We start from the raw sequence: 19,294 nt of genomic DNA, 5'->3' as shown, positions 1-19,294 counted from the left end.
GCTGAACCCTCGGGCGGCGCGCTGGACTAATCTGAAACGCTGAACGTGTCGTCATTCATTTCGCAAGGGGAGCAACGGCTCATGCAACTGGGAATCGTCGGGCTGGGCCGCATGGGCGGCAACATCGCAAGGCGCCTGATGCGCGCCGGCCATCGCACCGTGGTGCACGACCGTAACCGTGATGCCATCGCGGGCCTTGAGGGCGAGGGCGCGCAGGGTGCCCACGACCTCGGCGCGCTGGTGCAGAAACTCAAGGCACCGCGCGCGGTGTGGGTGATGCTGCCGGCCGGCGAGCCGACCGAGCAAACCATCGCCCAGCTGGCCGACCTGCTGGAGCCGGGCGATGCGATCATCGACGGCGGCAACACCTTCTATAAAGATGACATGCGCCGCGCCGCCGAACTGGGCACGCGCGGGTTGCATTACCTGGACGTCGGCACCTCCGGTGGCGTGTGGGGCCTGGAGCGCGGCTACTGCATGATGATCGGGGGTGAAAAGGACGTGTTCGAGCGCCTGGAGCCCTTGTTCAAGGCGCTGGCGCCAGGTGTCGGCGATATTCCACGCACCCATGGCCGCAGCGGTGAACACCAGCGCGCCGAGCATGGCTACATCCATGCCGGCCCGCCCGGCGCCGGGCACTACGTGAAAATGGTCCACAACGGTATCGAGTACGGCCTGATGCAGGCCTATGCCGAAGGCTTCGACCTGCTGCGCAGCAAGGGCGGCAGCGAGTTGCCGGAAGACCAGCGCTTCGACCTGGACGTGGCCGAGATCGCCGAAGTATGGCGCCGTGGTAGCGTGGTGACCTCGTGGCTGCTCGACCTCACCGCCGATGCCCTGGTGGCCGACCCACAGCTCGCGCAGTTCAGTGGCTCGGTGTCCGACAGCGGCGAGGGCCGCTGGACCATCGACGCCGCCGTCGAGCAGGCGGTGCCGGTGCCGGTGTTGTCCAGCGCCTTGTTCGCCCGCTTCCGTTCGCGCCAGCAGCAGGGCACCTACGGCGACAAGATTCTTTCCGCCATGCGCCTGGGCTTCGGTGGCCACGTCGAGAAAAAAGACTGATGAGCAAACAGACCATTCCTGCTGCCCCGCCCTGCACGTTGTTCCTGTTCGGCGCCAACGGTGACCTGGTCAAGCGCCTGCTGATGCCGGCGCTTTACAACCTCAGCCGTGATGGCCTGCTGGACCGCAACCTGCGCATCGTTGGCGTCGACCACAACGCAGCCACAGCCGAGGCATTTGCCGAGCGCCTGCATGCGTTCATGCTTGAGCGCGACAAGGGCGGCGAGGGCGCCGCCAAGTGCCTGGACGAAAAACTCTGGGCCCGCCTGGCCAAGCGCCTGGACTACCAGACCGGAGATTTCCTCGACCCGGCCACCTACGCAGCGCTGGCCAAGCGCATCGACAAGACCAGCCATGGCAATGCCATCTTCTACCTGGCCACCTCGCCGCGCTTCTTCCCGGAGGTGGCCCAGCGCCTGGGCGAAGCGGGCCTGCTCGATGAGTCGGGCGGCGGTTTTCGCCGGGTGGTGGTGGAAAAACCTTTCGGCACCGACCTGGCCAGCGCCGAAGCGCTGAACGCCTGTTTGCTGAAGGTGATGAGCGAGCGGCAGATCTACCGCATCGACCATTACCTGGGCAAGGAGACGGTGCAGAACATCTTGGTCAGCCGGTTTTCCAACGGCCTGTTCGAGTCGTTCTGGAACAACCACTACATCGACCATGTGCAGATCACCGCAGCCGAAACCGTCGGCGTGGAAACCCGCGGCGCGTTCTACGACAACACCGGTGCGCTGCGTGACATGGTGCCCAACCACCTGTTCCAGCTGCTGGCCATGGTTGCCATGGAGCCACCGGCGGCCTTTGGCGCCGATGCCGTGCGCGGGGAAAAGGCCAAGGTGATCGGCGCCATCCGCCCGTGGTCGGCAAAGATGGCGCTGAAGAACTCGGTGCGTGGCCAGTACGCAGCGGGCAAGCAAGGGCGCAAGGCGTTGCCCGGCTACCGCCAGGAGGCCAATGTTGCCCCCGATAGCCAAACCGAAACCTACGTGGCGCTGAAGGTGATGATCGATAACTGGCGCTGGGCCGGGGTGCCGTTCTACCTGCGCACCGGCAAGCGCATGAGCGTGCGCGACACGGAAATCGCCATCTGCTTCAAGCCCGCGCCCTATGCGCAGTTCCGCGAGTCGGAGCTGGAGCGGCCCAAGCCCAACTACCTGAAGATTCAGATCCAGCCCAACGAGGGCATGTGGTTCGACCTGCAGGCCAAGCGGCCGGGGCCGGAGCTGGTGATGGAGAATGTCGAACTGGGCTTTGCCTACAAGGACTTCTTCAAGATGACCCCGGCCACCGGCTACGAGACGCTGATCTATGACTGCCTGACCGGTGACCAAACCCTGTTCCAGCGGGCCGACAACATCGAGAATGGCTGGCGTGCGGTGCAGCCGTTTCTCGATGCCTGGGCCCAGGGCGGGGAGGTGCATGAATACCCGGCCGGGCAGGATGGGCCGGACGCTGGCAATGAATTGCTGACCCGCGACAAGCGCGAGTGGCATACGTTGGGATGATCGTTTTCTGTTGGCCTTTCCGGCCCTTTCGCGGGTAACCCCCTGTAGGAGCGGGCTTGCCCCGCGAAGAGGCCGGCACAAGCAACCCCATAAAGGAGGTGCAATGCCCGCCCATATCGAAGACTACGCCCTGCTCGGCAACTGCCGCAGCGCCGCCCTGGTCAGCCGCGACGGCTCCCTCGACTGGCTGTGCCTGCCACGCTTCGATGCCCCGGCGGTGTTCGCCGCATTGCTGGGCAATGAAGAAAACGGCCGCTGGCGCCTGGCCCCCAGCGACCCCGTGGAGCACTGCAGCCGCCAATACCTGGCAGACACCCTGGTGCTGGAAACCACCTGGGTCACCCGCAGTGGCCGTGCCCGGGTGCTGGACTTCATGCCGCTGGGCGAAGTGAACTCGGTGGTGCGCATCGTCGAAGGCCTTGCAGGCGAAATCCATTTCGAAATGGACCTGGTGATGCGCTTCGATTACGGGCGCAGCGTACCTTGGGTGGAAAAGCTCGACCCGCTTACCCTGACCGCCGTCGCCGGCCCCGACCGGCTGGTTCTCGGCAGCACGGTCACCACCCATGCCCGCGACCACCACACCGTGGCGCGCTTTCGCGTGGGCACCGGCGAGCGCGAGGTGTTCAGCCTGCGCCACCAACCCTCGCACCTGCCAGTGCAACCAGACTGCGATATCGACCAGGCCCTGCAGCACACCCAGGCGCACTGGCAGGCTTTCGCCGACCGCTGCCCGCTGGTGGGGCCCTACACCCACTTGGTGCGGCGCTCGCTGCTGACCCTCAAGGCCATGACCTACGCCCCCACCGGCGGCATCGTCGCTGCGGTGACCACCTCGCTGCCCGAGCGCATCGGCCATGAACGCAACTGGGATTACCGCTTCTGCTGGCTGCGGGATGCCACCATGACCTTGCTGGCGTTCATGAACCTGGGCTACTTCGACGAAGCCCAGGCCTGGCGCGAATGGCTGCTGCGTTCGGTGGCCGGCAACCCTGAACAGATGCAGATCATGTACGGCCTGGCCGGCGAGCGCGACCTGCAGGAGTACACCTTGCCGTGGCTGGCCGGCTACGAGCAGTCGCAACCGGTGCGGGTGGGCAATGCGGCGTCGGAGCAAGTGCAACTGGACATCTACGGCGAGCTGGCCGATGCCATGACCCAGGCGATCAAGGGCGGTTTGCCGCGCCACCCGCGCAGTGCGGCGATTTCCCGGTTGATTCTGCCGTACCTGGAGCGCATCTGGCGTGATCCGGACGAAGGCCTGTGGGAAGTGCGCGGTGGTCGCCAGCATTTCGTGCATTCCAAGGTCATGGCCTGGGTGGCATTCGACCGCGCGGCGGGGCTGGCCGACACCACCGAGGAAGGCCGTGAACGTGGCCGGCATTACCGCCAGGTGGCCGACCAGATTCACCAGGAGGTGTGCGCCCAGGGGCTGGATGCGCGCGGCGAGCACTTCGTCCAGGCCTATGGCTCGGCCGAGCTCGATGCCAGCCTGCTGCAGATCGCCCTGACCGGCTTCTTGCCCGCCACCGACCCGCGCTTTCAACGCACCTTGGTGCAGATCGAACAGCGCTTGCTGAAGAACGGCCTGCTGCTGCGCTACGACAGCGACAGCTGCAGCGACGGGCTGACGGCGGGCGAGGGCACGTTCCTGGTGTGCTCGTTCTGGCTGGCCGACGTGTACGTGCTGCTTGGCCGCGAGGCCGAGGCCCAGGCGCTGTATGAAAAGCTCACCGGGCTGTGCAATGACCTCGGCCTGCTGGCCGAGCAGTACGACCCTGCCGGGCAGCGCATGCTCGGCAACTTCCCCCAGGCCTTCAGCCATATCGGCATCATCAACACCGCCCTCAACCTGCACCGGGCGCAGTGCCCGGCGCGGGACCGGGCACGCACTGGCTAAGCCAGCGGAGGCTGCACTTCATTCGGTGTTGTCGGAGTAGACTAAGGCACCCCCACTCGGCAAGGAGTACGCATGAGCGTTCGTGGCCACGACAGGCAGATCGACAACATCGAGTTCAATGTCAGCGACATTGCGCGCTGCAAGGCCTTCTATGGCCAGGTGTTTGGCTGGCGATTCACCGACTACGGGCCGGCTTATACCGAGTTCAGCGATGGCCGCCTCACGGGTGGTTTCACCACCGGCGAGCCGGTGCGGCCAGGTGGGCCGTTGGTGATCCTGTACGCCGATGACCTGGACGCCACGCAGCAGCGTATCGAAGCGGCTGGGGCGCGCATCAGCCGGGCGACGTTCGCCTTTCCGGGTGGGCGGCGCTTTCATTTCATCGACCCGGACGGCTATGAACTGGCGGTGTGGACGGCGCAAGCCTGATGGCCAACCACAAGATCGAAATTCGCCGGCGCAACATCGAAAAAATCCTGGTGGCGGCCGAACGGCTGTTTGCCGACAAAGGCTACGGCGCCACGTCCATGGGCGATATTGCCGAGCTGGCCGAACTGCCGCGTTCCAATTTGCATTACTACTTCAGCACCAAGGATGAGTTGTTCCGCGCCGTGTTGCAGGACTTGCTGGAGGTGTGGAAACAGGACGCGCTGTGCTTCGAGAATTTCGACGACCCGCGGGTGGTGCTGACCAGCTACATCCGCGCCAAGATGGGCCACTCACGTTCGCGGCCGCTGGGCTCGAAGATCTGGGCCGAGGAAATGCTGCACGGTGCACCGGTGCTGGGTGAAAGCCTGGGGGAGAGCCTGGTGCCCTGGGCCAGGCTCAAGGAAGACAAGATCCGCCGTTGGGTGGCGCAGGGGCGGATTCTGCCGGTGGAACCGTCGGCCTTGCTGTACATGATCTGGGCATCGACCCAGCACTACGCCGATTTCGGTTACCAGGTGACGTTGCTCAACGAGGGCGAGCCGCTGTCGGACGGCGCCTTCGAGCGGGCGGTGCAGACGGTGACCAGTGTGATTTTGCGCGGGATCGGCTTGGAGCCTTGAACGGCGGGGCTGCCGTGCAGCCCCTATCGCGACCTACGGTCCCCTGTAGGAGCGACCGCAGGTCGCGATAGGGCCCTCAATCAGCCCGCCTCACGGTAGGGATTGCGCGGATCCTGCGTCCAGTTCAAGTAAGGCTTGCCCGTCTCCTGCGCCACCATCTCGATGCAGCTCTCCACCGGGCAAGTGATCTGGCACAGGTTGCAGCCCACGCATTCTGCTTCGATCACGCTGTAGGCATGGGTTCCATCGGCCTTGAGCGTACTGGCGATGGCCTGGTGCGAGGTGTCCTCGCAGGCAATGTGGCAGCGCCCGCAACCAATGCAGGCACCCTGGTCGATCTGCGCCACCGACTTGTAGTTGATGTCCAGGTACTTCCAGTCGGTGGTATGCCCCACCGCCTGGGCGCGAAACGCCTCCAGGTTGCGGTGCCCATGCTGGTCCATCCAGCGCACCAGGCCATCCTGCATGTCTTCGACAATGCGGAAACCATGCAGCATGGCGGCGGTGCATACCTGCACTGCGCCACAGCCCAGGGCAATGAATTCGGCAGCGTCGCGCCAGTTGCCGATGCCGCCAATGCCGCAGATCGGCAAGCCATGGGTTTGCGGGTCGCGGGCGATTTCCGCCACCATGTTCAGGGCAATCGGCTTCACCGCCGAGCCGCAGTAGCCACCGTGGGTGCTCTGCTCGCCAACGATGGGGTGGGCGACCATGCGGTCGAGGTCGACGCTGGTGATCGAGTTGATGGTGTTGATCAACGACACCGCATCGGCGCCGCCCCGGTGGGCCGCCCGGGCCGATTGGCGGATGTCGGTTATGTTCGGCGTCAGCTTGACGATCACCGGCAATGAACAGTGCTGCTTGCACCAGCGGGTGACCATCTCCACGTACTCCGGCACCTGGCCGACCGCCGCACCCATGCCGCGTTCGGGCATGCCATGGGGGCAACCGAAGTTAAGCTCGATGCCGTCGGCACCGGTGGCTTCCACCAGCGGCAGGATGAACTTCCAGGACGCCTCGATGCACGGCACCATCAGCGACACGATCAAGGCGCGGTCGGGCCAGTCCTTCTTCACCTGGGTGATTTCCCGCAGGTTGATTTCCAGCGAGCGGTCGGTAATCAGCTCGATGTTGTTGATGCCCTGCACCTGGCGGTTGGGGCCGTAGTGCGCGGAGTAGCGCGACGACACGTTGACGGCCGCCGGGTCCTCGCCCAAGGTTTTCCAGACCACCCCACCCCAGCCGGCCTCGAACGCGCGGACCACGTTGTAGGCTTTGTCGGTGGGCGGTGCGGAGGCCAGCCAGAATGGGTTGGGCGCCTTGATGCCGGCGAATTCGATGGACAAGTCGGCCATTTACGCTGCCTCCACGTTGAGCATGAGTTGGGCATGGATGGCTTCGGCGGCCAGCTTGCCGTGTTGCACGGCCTGGACGGTGAGGTCCTGGCCCAGGGTGGTGCAGTCGCCACCGGCGTAGACACCCGGCAGGCTGGTGCGCAGCTGCGCGTCGACGCGAATGCGTTCGCCGTCGCGTGCCAGTTGCTGGGCAGTGGGGTCTGCCAGCGCGGAGGCGTCGAAGGCCTGGCCGATGGCCTTGAAGATGGCGTCGGCAGCCAGCTCGAAGCGCTCGCCGGTGTCGCGCAGGTGGCCGTCGGCCAACGCGGTGCGCATGAAGCGCATGCCGCGTACCTGGCCTTGGTCGTCGAGCAGCACGGCGTCGGGGCGCGCCCAAGTGTGCAGGCGTACCTGGTTGGCCTTGGCGATGTCCTGCTCATGGCCGGTGGCGCCCATGTCGGCGTGGCCGCGGCGGTACACCAGGTTGACGTCGCGCGCGCCCAGGCGGCTCATCTGCACGGCCATGTCGATGGCGGTGTTGCCGGCCCCGATCACCAGGCAACGGTCAGCCAGGGGCAGCTGTGCCAGGTCATCGGCCTGGCGCAGTTCGCGGATGTAGGCGGTGGCGGCGAGCAGGCCGGGGGCTTCTTCATCGGGCAGGCCAAGCTGGCGCACGGCGTTCAGGCCCAGGCCGAGGAACACGGCGTCGTATTCCTCGCGCAGGCTAGCCAGGCTGAGGTTGCTGCCCAGACGCTGGCCATGGCGAATTTCGATGCCGCCGATGCCCAGCAGGAACTGCACCTCGCGCTGGGCGTAGTCGTCCACCAACTTGTAGCGGGCAATGCCGTATTCGTTGAGGCCACCGGCCTTGTCGCAGGCTTCGAACACCACCACGTCGTGGCCGTGCAAGGCCAGGCGGTGGGCGCAGGACAACCCGGCAGGCCCGGCGCCGACCACGGCGATACGCTTGCCGGTGGCCGGCGAGCGCTGGAACGGGTGCTCGGTGAAGCCTGCGTTGTCCAGGGCGTAGCGCTGCAGCTGGCCGATCAGCACCGGCGCGCACTCCTGGGCGTTGTTGCGCACGCAAGCCTGCTGGCAGAGGATTTCCGTGGGGCACACCCGGGCACAGCTGCCGCCGAGAATGTTGGCCGCCAGGATGCGCTCGGCGGCGCCTTGCAGGTTCTCGTCACTGATGCGGTGGATGAACGACGGGATGTCGATTTCGCTGGGGCAGGCGTTCACACAGGGGGCGTCATAGCAGTACAGGCAGCGGGCGCTTTCCACGGCGGCCTGGCGGGCGGTGAGGGGTGGGGCCAGGTCGGTGAAGCGCTCGACCAGGGTGTCGCTGCCGGCACGTGGGCGCGGCAAGTGGTTCAGGGCATCGATCACGGTGGTAGCCTCTCTTTTTTATGGGGCTTGAACTGAGGGCGCAAAGCCGCCCCTACAAGAAACCGCGATCTCGTGTAGGAGCTGGCTTGCCTGCGATGGGCCGCAACGCGGCCCCAAGGCCTCAGCGCTGCACAGGCGTCGGGCGCTGTTGCTCGGCGCGGCGGCCCAGCACCTCGTACACCGAGGGGTAGGCCGGGCGTTCCACGTAACGACCGGCGCCAGGCTCGGCGCGCAAGTCGCCATCGGCCCAGAGCACCTTGCCCTGGCTGATGGTGTGGCTGGGGATGCCGCGCACGGTGCGGCCTTCGAAGATGTTGAAATCCACCCGCTGATGGTGGGTCTGGGCGGAAATGGTGCGCGTGCCGTGTGGGTCCCACAGCACCAGGTCGGCATCGGCGCCAACACGGATGGCGCCCTTGCGCGGGAACAGGTTGAAGATCTTCGCGGTGTTGGTGGAGGTCAGCGCGACGAACTCGTGCATCGACAGGCGCCCGCTGTTGACCCCGGCGTCCCACAGCACCGCCATGCGGTCCTCGATGCCAGCGGTGCCGTTGGGGATACGGCTGAAGTCGTTGCGGCCCATGGCCTTCTGCTCGGCGCAGAAGCAGCAGTGGTCGGTGGCCGTGGTGTGCAGGTTGCCCGACTGCAGGCCGCGCCACAGGGCTTCCTGGTGTTCACGCGGGCGGAACGGTGGGCTCATCACGTAGCCAGCGGCGGTGGCCCAGTCTGGGTGGCGGTAGACACTGTCGTCGAGCAGCAGGTGGCCAGGCAGCACTTCGCCGTATACCGGCTGGCCCTTGGCCCGGGCGTAGGTGATTTCATCCAGCGCTTCGCGGCTGGAAATGTGTACCAGGTACAGCGGCGTGCCGAGGGTTTCGGCAATGCGGATGGCGCGGCTGGCCGCTTCGCCTTCCACCTGCGAGGGGCGCGACAGCGGGTGCGCTTCCGGCCCGGTCAGGCCCTGGGCCAGCAGCTTTTGCTGCAGGTGGTACACCAGCTCGCCGTTCTCGGCATGCACGGTGGGCACCGCGCCCAGTTGCAGGCAGCGCTCGAAGCTCGCCACCAGGGTGTCGTCGGCGGCCATGATGGCGTTCTTGTAGGCCATGAAGTGCTTGAAGCTGTTGACCCCATGCTGGCTCACCAACTGGCCCATCTCCTCGGCCACCTGCTCGCTCCACCAGGTGATGGCGACGTGAAAGCCGTAGTCGCTGGCGCTTTTCTGTGCCCAGCCGCGCCAGGTGTGGAAGGCCTCCAGCAGCGATTGCTGGGGGTTGGGAATGACGAAGTCGATGATCGAGGTGGTGCCGCCCGCCAGCCCCGCGGCGGTACCGCTGAAGAAGTCTTCGCTGGCCACGGTGCCCATGAAGGGCAGTTGCATGTGGGTGTGCGGGTCGATGCCGCCGGGCATCAGGTAGCGGCCGCTGCCGTCGAGGATTTCGCAATCGGTAGGGGGGTCGAGGTCGTTGCCAATGGCGCGGATCTGGCCATCGACGCACAGGACATCGGCGGGGTAGCTCTCTTCATGGGTAACCACGGTGGCGCCACGGATCAACAGGGACATGCCGTCTTCCTCGCAGGCTGACCGGTCTGTGCCGGTTCTTGGAGTTGTTCTAATCGCAGGGCTCACAGGTGGCGTGCTCCTTAATCCTGTCAGACCTAACAAGAATCGAGGCTAGTTGCGGATGGGGTTTTCGGCAAGAAAATAAGCCAGATAAATTTTGTGGTCATTAACCCAATGAAAAACAAGAAATTAGTGGCGGTTAAGCGACTCGGCTTGGGTTTTTCATCATCTTGCCTACCTTGACAGGAACAGAATTTGAGCAAGATTTTCTACGCGACCTAAGCGTTTCCAATGCCCACCGTGTGTGTACTCCGGCCATCGCATTAGCCCGATGAGCGAACAACTAAAAGAAATCTGGAGAAGGCCCCATGCAACAGAGCAGATCGCAGGTGATCGAGCAGGATGGCCTGTTCGAGCTGGCCGCGGGCAGTGACGTGCTCGACAGCCCGCGCTACAACCACGACATCGCACCCACCCAGGTGCACCAGCGAACCTGGAACAAGTGGCACATCACGGCGTTGTGGGTGGGCATGTCCATCTGCGTGCCCACCTACACCCTTGGCGGCGTGCTCACGGCGTATTTCGGCCTGAGCGTGGGCGAGGCCTTGCTGGCGATCCTGCTGGCCAACCTGATCGTCCTGATTCCCCTGACCCTCAACGCCTTCCCCGGCACCAAGTACGGCATTCCGTTCCCGGTGCTGCTGCGCTCGTCGTTCGGCATTTTCGGCTCCAACGTGCCGTGCTTGATCCGTGCCGTGGTGGCGTGCGGCTGGTTCGGCATCCAGACGATGTTCGGCGGGCTGGCGATCCACCTGTTTCTCGGCTCGATCTTCGACGGCTGGAAGGCCCTGGGTGGTACCGGCGAGGTGATCGGCTTCATGGTGTTCTGGGCACTGAACCTGTGGGTGGTGCTGCGCGGCGCCGAGTCGATCAAGTGGTTGGAAACGCTGTCGGCGCCGCTGCTGGTGGCGGTCGGCTTCGGCCTGCTGTTCTGGGCCTTGCCGCACATGTCGATGGCCGAACTGCTGGCACAGCCGCCCAAGCGCCCGGAAGGCGCCAGCGTGGTCGGCTATTTCTGCGCAGGGCTTACGGCCATGGTCGGTTTCTGGGCCACCTTGTCGCTGAACATTCCCGACTTCAGCCGTTACGCCAAAAGCCAGAAGGACCAGATACTCGGGCAGATCTTCGGCCTGCCGCTGACCATGTTCCTGTTCGCCGCCCTAGGCGTGGTGATGACTGCAGCCTCGGCCTCGTTGGTGGGGGAAACGGTGTCGGACCCGGTCAGCCTGATTGGCAAGATCCACAGCCCCGGCTGGGTAGCCCTGGCCATGGCGTTGATCGTGGTCGCCACGCTGTCGACCAACACCGCTGCCAATATCGTCTCGCCCACCAACGACTTCCAGAACATCGCCCCGCGCCTGATTGGCCGCAGCCGCGCGGTGTGGCTGACCGGGTTCATTGGCCTGGCGCTGATGGGCCACGAACTGCTCAAGAAGCTTGGCTGGATCGTTTCCGACCTGAGCCTTGAGAGCGTGTATTCCAACTGGCTGCTGGGGTACTCCAGCCTGCTCGGGCCGATTGCCGGGATCATGGTGGTGGACTATTTCCTGATTCGCCGGCAACAGCTGGACCTGGCCGGGTTGTACCGCGACGACGTGTACCCGGCCTGGAACTGGGCGGGTTTTGCCGCCTTCGGCGTGCCGGTGGCGCTGACCGTGCTGGCCATCGGCAACAGCAGCTTCAGTTGGTTCTACGACTACGGCTGGTTCACCGGGTCGCTGTTGGGCGGGGCGCTGTACTACGCGCTGGGCGCCGTGGCGGTGCGTGGGCCGGTACACACAACGAGAAATGCCTGAGGAGAAACACCATGAGCCAAGCCAAGCATGTGCTGCAATCGAGTGACCGCCACGTCGACAGTGAACGCCTGTGGCAGTCGCTGATGGACCTGGCGCGCCTGGGCGCCACGGCCAAGGGCGGCGTGTGCCGCCTGGCCCTGACCGACCTCGACCGCCAGGCCCGCGACCTGTTCGTGCAGTGGAGCGAGGCGGCAGGCTGCAGCGTCAGCGTCGATGCGGTGGGCAACATCTTCGCCCGCCGCCCGGGGCGCAACCCCAAGCTGCCGCCGGTGATGACCGGCAGCCATATCGATACCCAGCCCACCGGTGGCAAGTTCGATGGCTGCTTTGGCGTGATGGCCGGGCTGGAGGTGCTGCGCACCCTGAATGACCTGGGCATCGAAACCGAGGCGCCGCTTGAGGTGGTGGTGTGGACCAACGAGGAAGGCTCGCGCTTCGCCCCGTGCATGATGGGGTCGGGGGTGTTTGCCGGCAAGTTCACCCTGCAAGAGACGTTGGCCAAGCGCGATGCCCAGGGCACCACGGTGGGCGAGGCGTTGAATGCCATTGGTTACGCGGGATCGCGGGCGGTGCTCGGCCACCCGGTAGGTGCCTATTTCGAGGCCCATATCGAGCAAGGGCCGATTCTTGAAGACCAGGCCAAGACCATCGGCGTGGTGCTTGGCGCGCTGGGCCAGAAGTGGTTCGACCTGACCCTGCGCGGGGTTGAAGCCCACGCCGGCCCAACCCCGATGCACCTGCGCAAGGACGCCTTGGTGGGTGCTGCCGCGGTGGTGGAGGCGGTCAACCGCGCGGCCTTGGGCCATCAGCCCCATGCCTGCGGCACGGTCGGTTGCCTGCAGGCTTACCCCGGCTCACGTAACGTGATTCCGGGTGAAGTGCGCATGACCCTGGATTTCCGTCACCTTGAAGGTGAGCGGTTGGATGCGATGATTGCCCAGGTGCGTGAGGTAATCGAAGCGACCTGCGCCAAGCATGGGCTCAGCCATGAGCTGGTGCCGACGGCGGATTTCCCGGCGTTGTACTTCGACCGTGGCTGCGTCGATGCGGTGCGCGAGTCGGCGCGGGCGTTGGGTTTGCCGCATATGGACATCGTCAGTGGGGCAGGGCATGACGCGATCTTCCTTGCCGAGCTTGGGCCGGCGGGGATGATCTTCGTGCCGTGCGAGAATGGCATCAGCCATAACGAAATCGAGAACGCCACGCCCGAGGACCTGGCGGCGGGCTGTGCGGTGTTGCTGCGGGCCATGCTGGCGGCTTCGGAGGCGATCGCCAGCGGACGGTTGGCGGCGTAGCAGGCACTGCTGGCGCAGCGCATCGCGAGCTGCGCTCGCTCCTACCGGGACGGATTTGCCCATGTAGGAGCGAGCGAAGCTCGCGATGCGCCGCCAAGCGGCGCCTCACGCGCTCAGCCCGAAACACACTCCAAAACCCCATCACGCCCAACATGATACCGCTGCAGGTCCTGCGCCAAGGTCAGGTGCCCGCTGTAATGGGCTTGAGCCTCCTCGCGCACGTCATCAATGCTCGGGCTGCGCCGTGAATCGCCCTGGTAACGCGCACTGAAATGCGTCAGCACCAGGTTGCGCACCCCTGCCGTTTGCGCAAACTGCGCCACTGCCGCCGCGGTGCTGTGGCCAAACGCATTGCCGCTGCGCTCGACGATCGGCTGGGTGAAGGTCGCTTCATGCACCAGCACATCCGCGCCCTGAGCAACCTCAGCCAGCAGCGCTGGGTTGTCGTTGTCGCCGCAGACGATCACCCGCCGCGGCGGGCGCGAAGCCTTCAGGTAAACCCGGGCGTCGAGGGCCCGGCCGGCATGCTCGACCGAGATGCCCTTGGCCAGCTCACCCCACAGTGGCCCGCGCGGAATACCTTCTGCCTCCAGCCGGGCAATGTCCAGGCGCGGCTCGGGGTTGAGTTCGCTGAACACGAAGCCAACGCTCGGCACCCGATGCGACAGCTGCACGGTGCTGACCTGAACCTGCTCGCTATGCCAGTGCTGCAGGCCTTCGACGCTGAGCAGGCGCAGTTCGAACGGCAGGTAGCTGGCGCTGGACTCCAGGCTCAGGCGTACCCAGTCATGCAGGGCGGCGGGCAGAATCAGGTCGAGTGGCTCGGTGCGCCCGCTCATGCCGGCGCTGGCCAGCAGGCCGGGCAGGCCGAAGCAATGGTCGCCATGCACGTGGGTGATGAAGATGCCGCGCAGGTCGCGCACCGACAGCGAGGTGCGCAGCAATTGGTGCTGGGTGCCTTCGCCGCAATCCACCAGGTACCAGTGGCGGCCACTGGCTTCGATCACCGCCGTGGCGCTGACGTTACGGGCTTTGGTGGGCACCCCGGAAGAGGTGCCCAGAAACTGCAGGTCCACTGTTTCGCTCCATGCGTGAGGGAGCGACACCTTAGCCGGATTGCAGCAGGGCGTCGACGGTCACGGCTGGGTGTTGTCGCCCTGGCGCCAGATCAGTTTCTGCGTGTCGTAACCCTGCTTGTGGGCAATGGCCAGCAGTTGTTCGCGGGTTTGGTCGGTGATCGCCGGGGTGCGCGACAGCAGCCACAGGTATTCGCGGTTGGGGTGCCCGACCAGCGCCACGCGGTAGTCCTTGTCGTGGTACAGCACCCAGTAGTCGCCCTTGGTCAGGCCTGGGGCCAGGCGGCTGAACCAGTTGTCGAAGCGTACCCAGAGCTTGTCGGTCTTGCCGGCCACCTGGGGTTCGGCGATGCCGCGGGCTTCGTTCCATTCGCCGTCCTTTTCCCGGCAGCGGTTGGTCACATCGATGCGGCCGTCTTCGCGCAGTCCGTAGTGGGCTTCGGACTGTACGCAGTTACGCTGGAAGAACATCGGCAGGCGCGCCAGTTCGTACCAGGTGCCCTGGTAGCGTTGCAGGTCGACTTGCTGGGTGCTGGGCGGCGCGCGGTGCTCGTCGCTGGAGCCGGCGCAGCCCAGCAGGGCCAGGGTCATGCAGGAAAGCGTCAGGGCCTTGCGCATCGCCATGGGGAGTCTCCTGTGGGCGGATGTGGGGCTTACACAGGATTTGATGCTTGGGGGAGGGGAAAGTTGTATTGGGATCGAGCGCCGCTTGCGCGGCGCATCGCGAGCTGCGCCCCTACGAAGGCGGCAAATCGAACGACCCGGTTTGCACATCCCCGGTTCGCACGAATCGGGCAATGATCACGCCCTTGGGCGTAACCTGCGAATGCTGCAACGTGAACGCGCCAGGCGCAGCGTCATCGGCGAACAAGCGTTTGCCACGCCCCAGCAGCACCGGGTTCATCAGCAACTGCAACTCATCCACCAGCCCCGCCGCCAGCAACTGCTGAACCAGGTTGGCGCTGCCCTGGGTCAGCAGGTCGGCGCCTTGCTGTTGCTTGAGCGCCCGCACCGCCGCCACGACATCCGCCCCCAGGCCATGGCTGTTGCGCCACCCGAGGCTGGCAGGGTGGTGGGTTGCCACATGCTTGGGCACGCTGTTGAACAGGTTGGCGATGGAAAACTCCTCGGTGTCGTCCTTAACCCTCGGCCAGTAGCCGGCGAAGATGTCGTACGTACGCCGGCCCAGCAGCAGTTCGAAGGGCTGGCTGAACAATGCCTGCATGGCCTGGCCAAACACCTCTTCGGCGTAAGGCACCATCCAACCACCAAAGGTAAAGCCGCCGCTGGTGTCTTCCTGGGGCCCGCCGGGGGCTTGCATGACCCCGTCGAGGCTGGTGAAGGCGGCTACGATAAGTTTGCGCATGGGGCTTCTCCTGTTACAGGGCAGTGTCGAGGACTCATCACTGGTCGAATGGCGCGTGGCATTTTCGACAGGGCGTGCAGTCCCGTTTTTGGCACAAGCGCGGTCACGCTGCTGGGTTACCATCCGCGCAGTGAACCTCAACCCCTGCAGGAGTGCCGCCCGTGACCGAGTACAGCGCGTTCAAGGTCGAACTGACCGATAGCATCGCCCATGTGCAGATCAACCGCCCGGAAAAGATCAACGCCATGAACGCGGCCTTCTGGGACGAGATCGTCGATATCTTCCAATGGATCGACGACACCGATGCGGTGCGTGCGGTAGTGATCAGCGGCGCCGGCAAGCACTTCTCCTCCGGGATCGACCTGATGATGCTGGCCGGGCTGGCTGGGCAGATGGGCAAGGACGTGGGGCGCAATGCGCGCCTGCTGCGCCGTACCATCCTGCGCCTGCAGGCCTCCTTCAATGCCGTGGACAACTGCCGCAAGCCGGTACTGGCGGCGATCCAGGGGTATTGCATCGGCGGCGCCATCGACCTGGTTTCGGCCTGCGACATGCGCTACAGCAGCCGCGACGCGCAGTTTTCGATCAAGGAAATCGACATGGGCATGGCCGCCGATGTCGGCACCCTGCAACGTTTGCCACGTATCATCGGGGACGGCATGATGCGAGAGCTGGCCTTCACCGGGCGCAACGTGGACGCCGACGAGGCCCTGCGTATCGGCCTGGTGAACCGCGTCTATGATGATCAGGCCGCGCTGCTCGACGGGGTTTTTGCCATTGCCCGCGAGATTGCCGCAAAATCGCCGATCGCCGTGGCCGGCACCAAGGAAATGCTCAGCTACATGCGTGACCATCGCATCGACGATGGCCTGGAATACATCGCCACCTGGAACGCCGCGATGCTGCAGTCAGAAGACCTGCGCGTGGCCGTGGCGGCGCACATGAGCAAACAGAAACCGACGTTCGCCGACTGACCTGGCCGGGGGACGCGCAGTAAAGGAACCCCCGACATGTCAGCTCGCTGGACTACCGCAGTACTCGACCCACAGATCACCGGGGGGCTGGCCGTGGCCCGCGGCCCGGAAGGGTTCCTGGTGGACGCCAACGGTGCGCTGTTCCCCCGGGACTGGCTCAAGCGCCAGGGCCTGGACGTGCTGTGCGAGCATGGCATCGGCCACTTCGACGGCGAGCCGGTGTTCCTGCTGGAGCTGCGCAGCAGCGCCGAGGTGCCCGGCTGCAGCTGGCGCGGCCTGCGCGCCTTCATGCTTGAAGGCGATTTCGATACCTACAAAGTACTGGGCTACGCCGCCCAGGTCGGCACCTGGGCCCGCGAGCACCGTTTCTGCGGCAGCTGCGGCCAGGCGATGACGCAAATCCGCTGGGAGCGGGCGATGTACTGCCAGCCCTGCGAGCTGCGCAGCTATCCGCGCATTTCCCCAAGCATGATCGTGCTGGTGACCCGTGGCGACGAGATTCTGCTGGCCCGTTCGCCACGCTTCGTCACGGGCGTGTACAGCACCCTGGCCGGGTTCGCCGAGCCGGGCGAGTCGGCGGAGGACTGCCTGGTGCGCGAAGTGCGCGAGGAAGTGGCGGTAGAGGTGCGCAACATCCAGTACGTCGGCAGCCAGTGCTGGCCGTTCCCACACTCGATGATGCTGGGCTTCCACGCCGAGTATGCCGGCGGCGAGATCGTCATGCAGCCGGACGAGATCGAGGACGCCAAGTGGTTCAGCGTCCACGACCTGCCGCCGCTGCCGGCCGGGCGCTCCATTGCCCGGCATTTGATCGACCTGTACGTCGCCAGGCGCTTAGGCCTGCCCGAACCCGTGTTGCCACACTAGGCGAAACTGCCAATCGGTGGGTATGACCCCAGTGGCTACTTCGCATCGGCCCCGAGTAGCGCGCACGTCGAATCTAAGCCTGCTGATGCACGGAACTGTTATTTTTGACAGTTGATGATGGGCGCGCTCGAACGCTACTGTGCCTTCAGCTGATGATAGCGGGGTACTTATGAACAACAGCGCGAACATCATAAGGCTGCTCGGTGTCGATCATCAGGGTTCAGTGCTGAATTACAGTGCGAACCCTTTACCCGAGTTCTGTGAGTACACTGCCTATGGTTTCAATGATGGCTGCGCAGACAAGACGTTGTTAAATTACATTGCGCAACATCGGAATCCATTGTACGCACTGTATCTATTAGGGAACGGTCACCGGGGCTATTACTGCCCCTTGATGAGATTTATATCACCTGACCGTCTGAGTCCGTTCGGTGTCGGCGGAATAAATGCCTATGCCTATTGTAGTGGCGACCCCATCAATTATCGTGACTCGTCTGGTCGCGCGCCGTTATTATTTTCGTTCTTGCGCAAGACCATAAAATTTGATGATACCTATCAAGTCCTTTATCCCGGCAATGACACCTCAGCGCCCACTGTTTTTCACAAAGAGGTATTCCAAAGTGGGCATGCTGGGTTTGTCACCCATGGCAATGCTAGTAAAGGTGCGGTGCTCATGAACCAACGAGGGCAGACATCCTCTGCCAAGACGGTCGCCCGGGATGAAATCGCACCTAGGCTAAGAGGCATGCCGGCCTATCGTGACGATCCCCATAAACCCCTGTATCTGATCGCTTGCGAAGCAGGATCAAGTGGGGCAGCTCAAGCAGTTGCCGATACTTTGGGCAGGCCGGTTTTTGCCTACAAGACAAAAATCCACGCGCCTGACCAGGATTTTATAAATATCCACCCATCTGATCACCGATCGTTGGGGGTTTTCGAGTCTTCTACAAATCCCCTTCAGCGCAAACATGCTGTAGCCGACACGTATGTTCCCAAGAATACGAGTCGCATTCGTCGAACTTAATAGATTTGCAGGGTGCTGGAGGACTCGTCACTAGCCTCAAACCTGCCCGAACCAGTGCTGCCACGCTAAGCGCACGGTCAGTGCCAGTACCACGGTGATGAACACCGGGCGAATGAACTTGCTGCCGCCGCTGATCGCCGTGCGTGCGCCGAAGAAGGCGCCGACCATCACCGACAGGCCCATGCACAGGCCGACGATGTAGTCCACCTGCCCGGAAATGATGAACACCGTCAGCGCTGCGATGTTGCTGACGAAGTTCATGCTGCGTGCCACGCCGCTGGCGCGGACCAGGTCGATGGGGTAGAGCAGCAGCGTGCTGACGGTCCAGAACGCGCCGGTGCCGGGGCCGGCCACGCCGTCATAGAAGCCCAGGGTGAAGCCTTGGGGGAACTGCCATTTCTTCTTGATCGGCGCATCGGCATCCAGTGGCGCCTTGGGCGTGCCGCCGAACAGCAGGTAGATGCCACAGGCAAAGACGATCACTGGCAGCATCTTGTTCAGCCACTCGGCGGGCATGTAGTGCGCGATGACCGCACCGATGGCGGCGCCGAGCAGGGTGGCGAACAGGGCCGGGCGCCATTGCGCGGGGTGGAACAGCTTGCGCCTGTAGTAGGTGAAGCCGGCGGTGGCCGAGCCGAAGGTGGAGCTGAGCTTGTTGGTGCCCAGTACCAGGTGCGGCGGCATGCCGGCGGTGAGCAGCGCCGGGGTGGTGAGCAAGCCGCCGCCACCGGCGATGGCATCGATGAAACCGGCGACGAAGGCGACCAGGGCCAGGATCAGCAGGGTGAGCGGTTCTACGGTGAGTTCGAAGGGCATGGTGTTTGGTGGGCAGGGGGCTGGGAGGGCGCGGCAACGGGCGGCGCTGGAAGGTGGACATGGTAATCCTGGGGTTGCTCGGTTGCCAGTGCTGGCCTCTTCGCGGGGCAAGCCCGCTCCTATGTATGGACTCGCCAACATTGTCTAGCTGCTTTTGAACATGGTTACCCGGTTGCATCTATGTATCAGGCCTGTTCGAGGAAGCTATTCGCTTCTGGCC

Annotated in this window: 17 protein-coding genes; 10 read left to right on the top strand and 7 right to left on the bottom strand. The window is 64.5% G+C overall.

Features of this window, described 5'->3' with window-relative positions:
* The first annotated feature begins 81 nt into the window (after nucleotides 1-81).
* The 5 genes from gnd to F3J45_RS22525 all read left to right on the top strand — a co-directional run bounded on the left by gnd (nucleotide 82) and on the right by F3J45_RS22525 (nucleotide 5,516).
* Entirely contained in the window at nucleotides 82-1,062 is a 981-nt protein-coding gene (gene gnd, locus F3J45_RS22545) for a phosphogluconate dehydrogenase (NAD(+)-dependent, decarboxylating) (RefSeq protein ID WP_167068139.1), read from the top strand.
* Complete coding sequence (gene zwf, locus F3J45_RS22540) at nucleotides 1,062-2,567, top strand: glucose-6-phosphate dehydrogenase (protein WP_167068137.1); 1,506 nt, start codon at nucleotides 1,062-1,064, stop codon at nucleotides 2,565-2,567. Before gnd ends, zwf begins: the two co-directional genes overlap by 1 nt.
* Before the next feature lie 103 nt (nucleotides 2,568-2,670).
* The gene (locus F3J45_RS22535; RefSeq protein WP_167068135.1) at nucleotides 2,671-4,467 is read left to right on the top strand and encodes a glycoside hydrolase family 15 protein; all 1,797 of its coding nucleotides are present in this window, start codon (nucleotides 2,671-2,673) and stop codon (nucleotides 4,465-4,467) included.
* Between the two features lie 72 nt (nucleotides 4,468-4,539).
* Entirely contained in the window at nucleotides 4,540-4,896 is a 357-nt protein-coding gene (locus tag F3J45_RS22530; protein WP_167068133.1) for a VOC family protein, read from the top strand.
* On the top strand, nucleotides 4,896-5,516 hold the full coding sequence (locus tag F3J45_RS22525; protein WP_167068131.1) for a TetR/AcrR family transcriptional regulator: 621 nt from the start codon (nucleotides 4,896-4,898) through the stop codon (nucleotides 5,514-5,516). The genes F3J45_RS22530 and F3J45_RS22525 overlap by 1 nt, the downstream gene beginning before the upstream one ends.
* Before the next feature lie 80 nt (nucleotides 5,517-5,596).
* Here the strand turns inward: F3J45_RS22525 and preA are convergent, their stop codons facing one another.
* From preA to hydA, 3 genes are all read right to left on the bottom strand, one after another.
* Nucleotides 5,597-6,871 carry an NAD-dependent dihydropyrimidine dehydrogenase subunit PreA gene (gene preA, locus F3J45_RS22520; RefSeq protein ID WP_167068128.1) on the bottom strand — a complete coding sequence of 425 codons (1,275 nt, stop codon included), beginning with the start codon at nucleotides 6,869-6,871 and terminating at the stop codon, nucleotides 5,597-5,599.
* The gene (locus tag F3J45_RS22515) at nucleotides 6,872-8,239 is read right to left on the bottom strand and encodes an NAD(P)-dependent oxidoreductase (RefSeq protein ID WP_167068125.1); all 1,368 of its coding nucleotides are present in this window, start codon (nucleotides 8,237-8,239) and stop codon (nucleotides 6,872-6,874) included.
* Nucleotides 8,240-8,360: 121 nt separating this feature from the next.
* Complete coding sequence (gene hydA, locus F3J45_RS22510) at nucleotides 8,361-9,800, bottom strand: dihydropyrimidinase (protein ID WP_167068122.1); 1,440 nt, start codon at nucleotides 9,798-9,800, stop codon at nucleotides 8,361-8,363.
* Nucleotides 9,801-10,168: 368 nt separating this feature from the next.
* On the opposite strand from hydA, the gene F3J45_RS22505 reads away from it, so the two are divergent.
* Together F3J45_RS22505 and F3J45_RS22500 are read left to right on the top strand one after the other, a co-directional pair.
* Nucleotides 10,169-11,656, top strand: a complete 1,488-nt coding sequence (locus F3J45_RS22505) for an NCS1 family nucleobase:cation symporter-1 (protein ID WP_167068119.1) — start codon at nucleotides 10,169-10,171, stop codon at nucleotides 11,654-11,656.
* 11 nt (nucleotides 11,657-11,667) lie between these two features.
* A complete protein-coding gene (locus F3J45_RS22500; protein ID WP_167068115.1) occupies nucleotides 11,668-12,951 on the top strand; it encodes a Zn-dependent hydrolase in 1,284 nt (427 codons plus the stop codon).
* Between the two features lie 113 nt (nucleotides 12,952-13,064).
* On the opposite strand, the gene F3J45_RS22495 is transcribed toward F3J45_RS22500, so the two are convergent.
* From F3J45_RS22495 to F3J45_RS22485, 3 genes are all read right to left on the bottom strand, one after another.
* A complete protein-coding gene (locus F3J45_RS22495) occupies nucleotides 13,065-14,027 on the bottom strand; it encodes a ribonuclease Z (RefSeq protein WP_167068112.1) in 963 nt (320 codons plus the stop codon).
* A gap of 60 nt (nucleotides 14,028-14,087) precedes the next feature.
* The gene (locus tag F3J45_RS22490) at nucleotides 14,088-14,651 is read right to left on the bottom strand and encodes a lipocalin family protein (protein WP_167068109.1); all 564 of its coding nucleotides are present in this window, start codon (nucleotides 14,649-14,651) and stop codon (nucleotides 14,088-14,090) included.
* Nucleotides 14,652-14,763: 112 nt separating this feature from the next.
* Nucleotides 14,764-15,393 carry a dihydrofolate reductase family protein gene (locus tag F3J45_RS22485; RefSeq protein ID WP_167068106.1) on the bottom strand — a complete coding sequence of 210 codons (630 nt, stop codon included), beginning with the start codon at nucleotides 15,391-15,393 and terminating at the stop codon, nucleotides 14,764-14,766.
* Between the two features lie 161 nt (nucleotides 15,394-15,554).
* On the opposite strand from F3J45_RS22485, the gene F3J45_RS22480 reads away from it, so the two are divergent.
* From F3J45_RS22480 to F3J45_RS22470, 3 genes are all read left to right on the top strand, one after another.
* Entirely contained in the window at nucleotides 15,555-16,367 is an 813-nt protein-coding gene (locus F3J45_RS22480) for a crotonase/enoyl-CoA hydratase family protein (protein ID WP_167068103.1), read from the top strand.
* Nucleotides 16,368-16,403: 36 nt separating this feature from the next.
* On the top strand, nucleotides 16,404-17,234 hold the full coding sequence (gene nudC, locus F3J45_RS22475) for an NAD(+) diphosphatase (RefSeq protein ID WP_167068100.1): 831 nt from the start codon (nucleotides 16,404-16,406) through the stop codon (nucleotides 17,232-17,234).
* 169 nt (nucleotides 17,235-17,403) lie between these two features.
* Nucleotides 17,404-18,258 carry an RHS repeat-associated core domain-containing protein gene (locus F3J45_RS22470; RefSeq protein WP_167068097.1) on the top strand — a complete coding sequence of 285 codons (855 nt, stop codon included), beginning with the start codon at nucleotides 17,404-17,406 and terminating at the stop codon, nucleotides 18,256-18,258.
* Nucleotides 18,259-18,294: 36 nt separating this feature from the next.
* Here F3J45_RS22470 and F3J45_RS22465 read toward each other — a convergent pair whose 3' ends face one another.
* Entirely contained in the window at nucleotides 18,295-19,074 is a 780-nt protein-coding gene (locus F3J45_RS22465; protein WP_167068094.1) for a TSUP family transporter, read from the bottom strand.
* Nucleotides 19,075-19,294 lie beyond the last annotated feature (220 nt).

Origin of the sequence: Pantoea sp. Ap-967 (genome assembly GCF_011752565.1) — a bacterium.
In the GTDB taxonomy this organism is placed as follows: Bacteria; Pseudomonadota; Gammaproteobacteria; order Pseudomonadales; family Pseudomonadaceae; genus Aquipseudomonas.
This window is presented reverse-complemented; position numbering and strand designations above follow the sequence as displayed.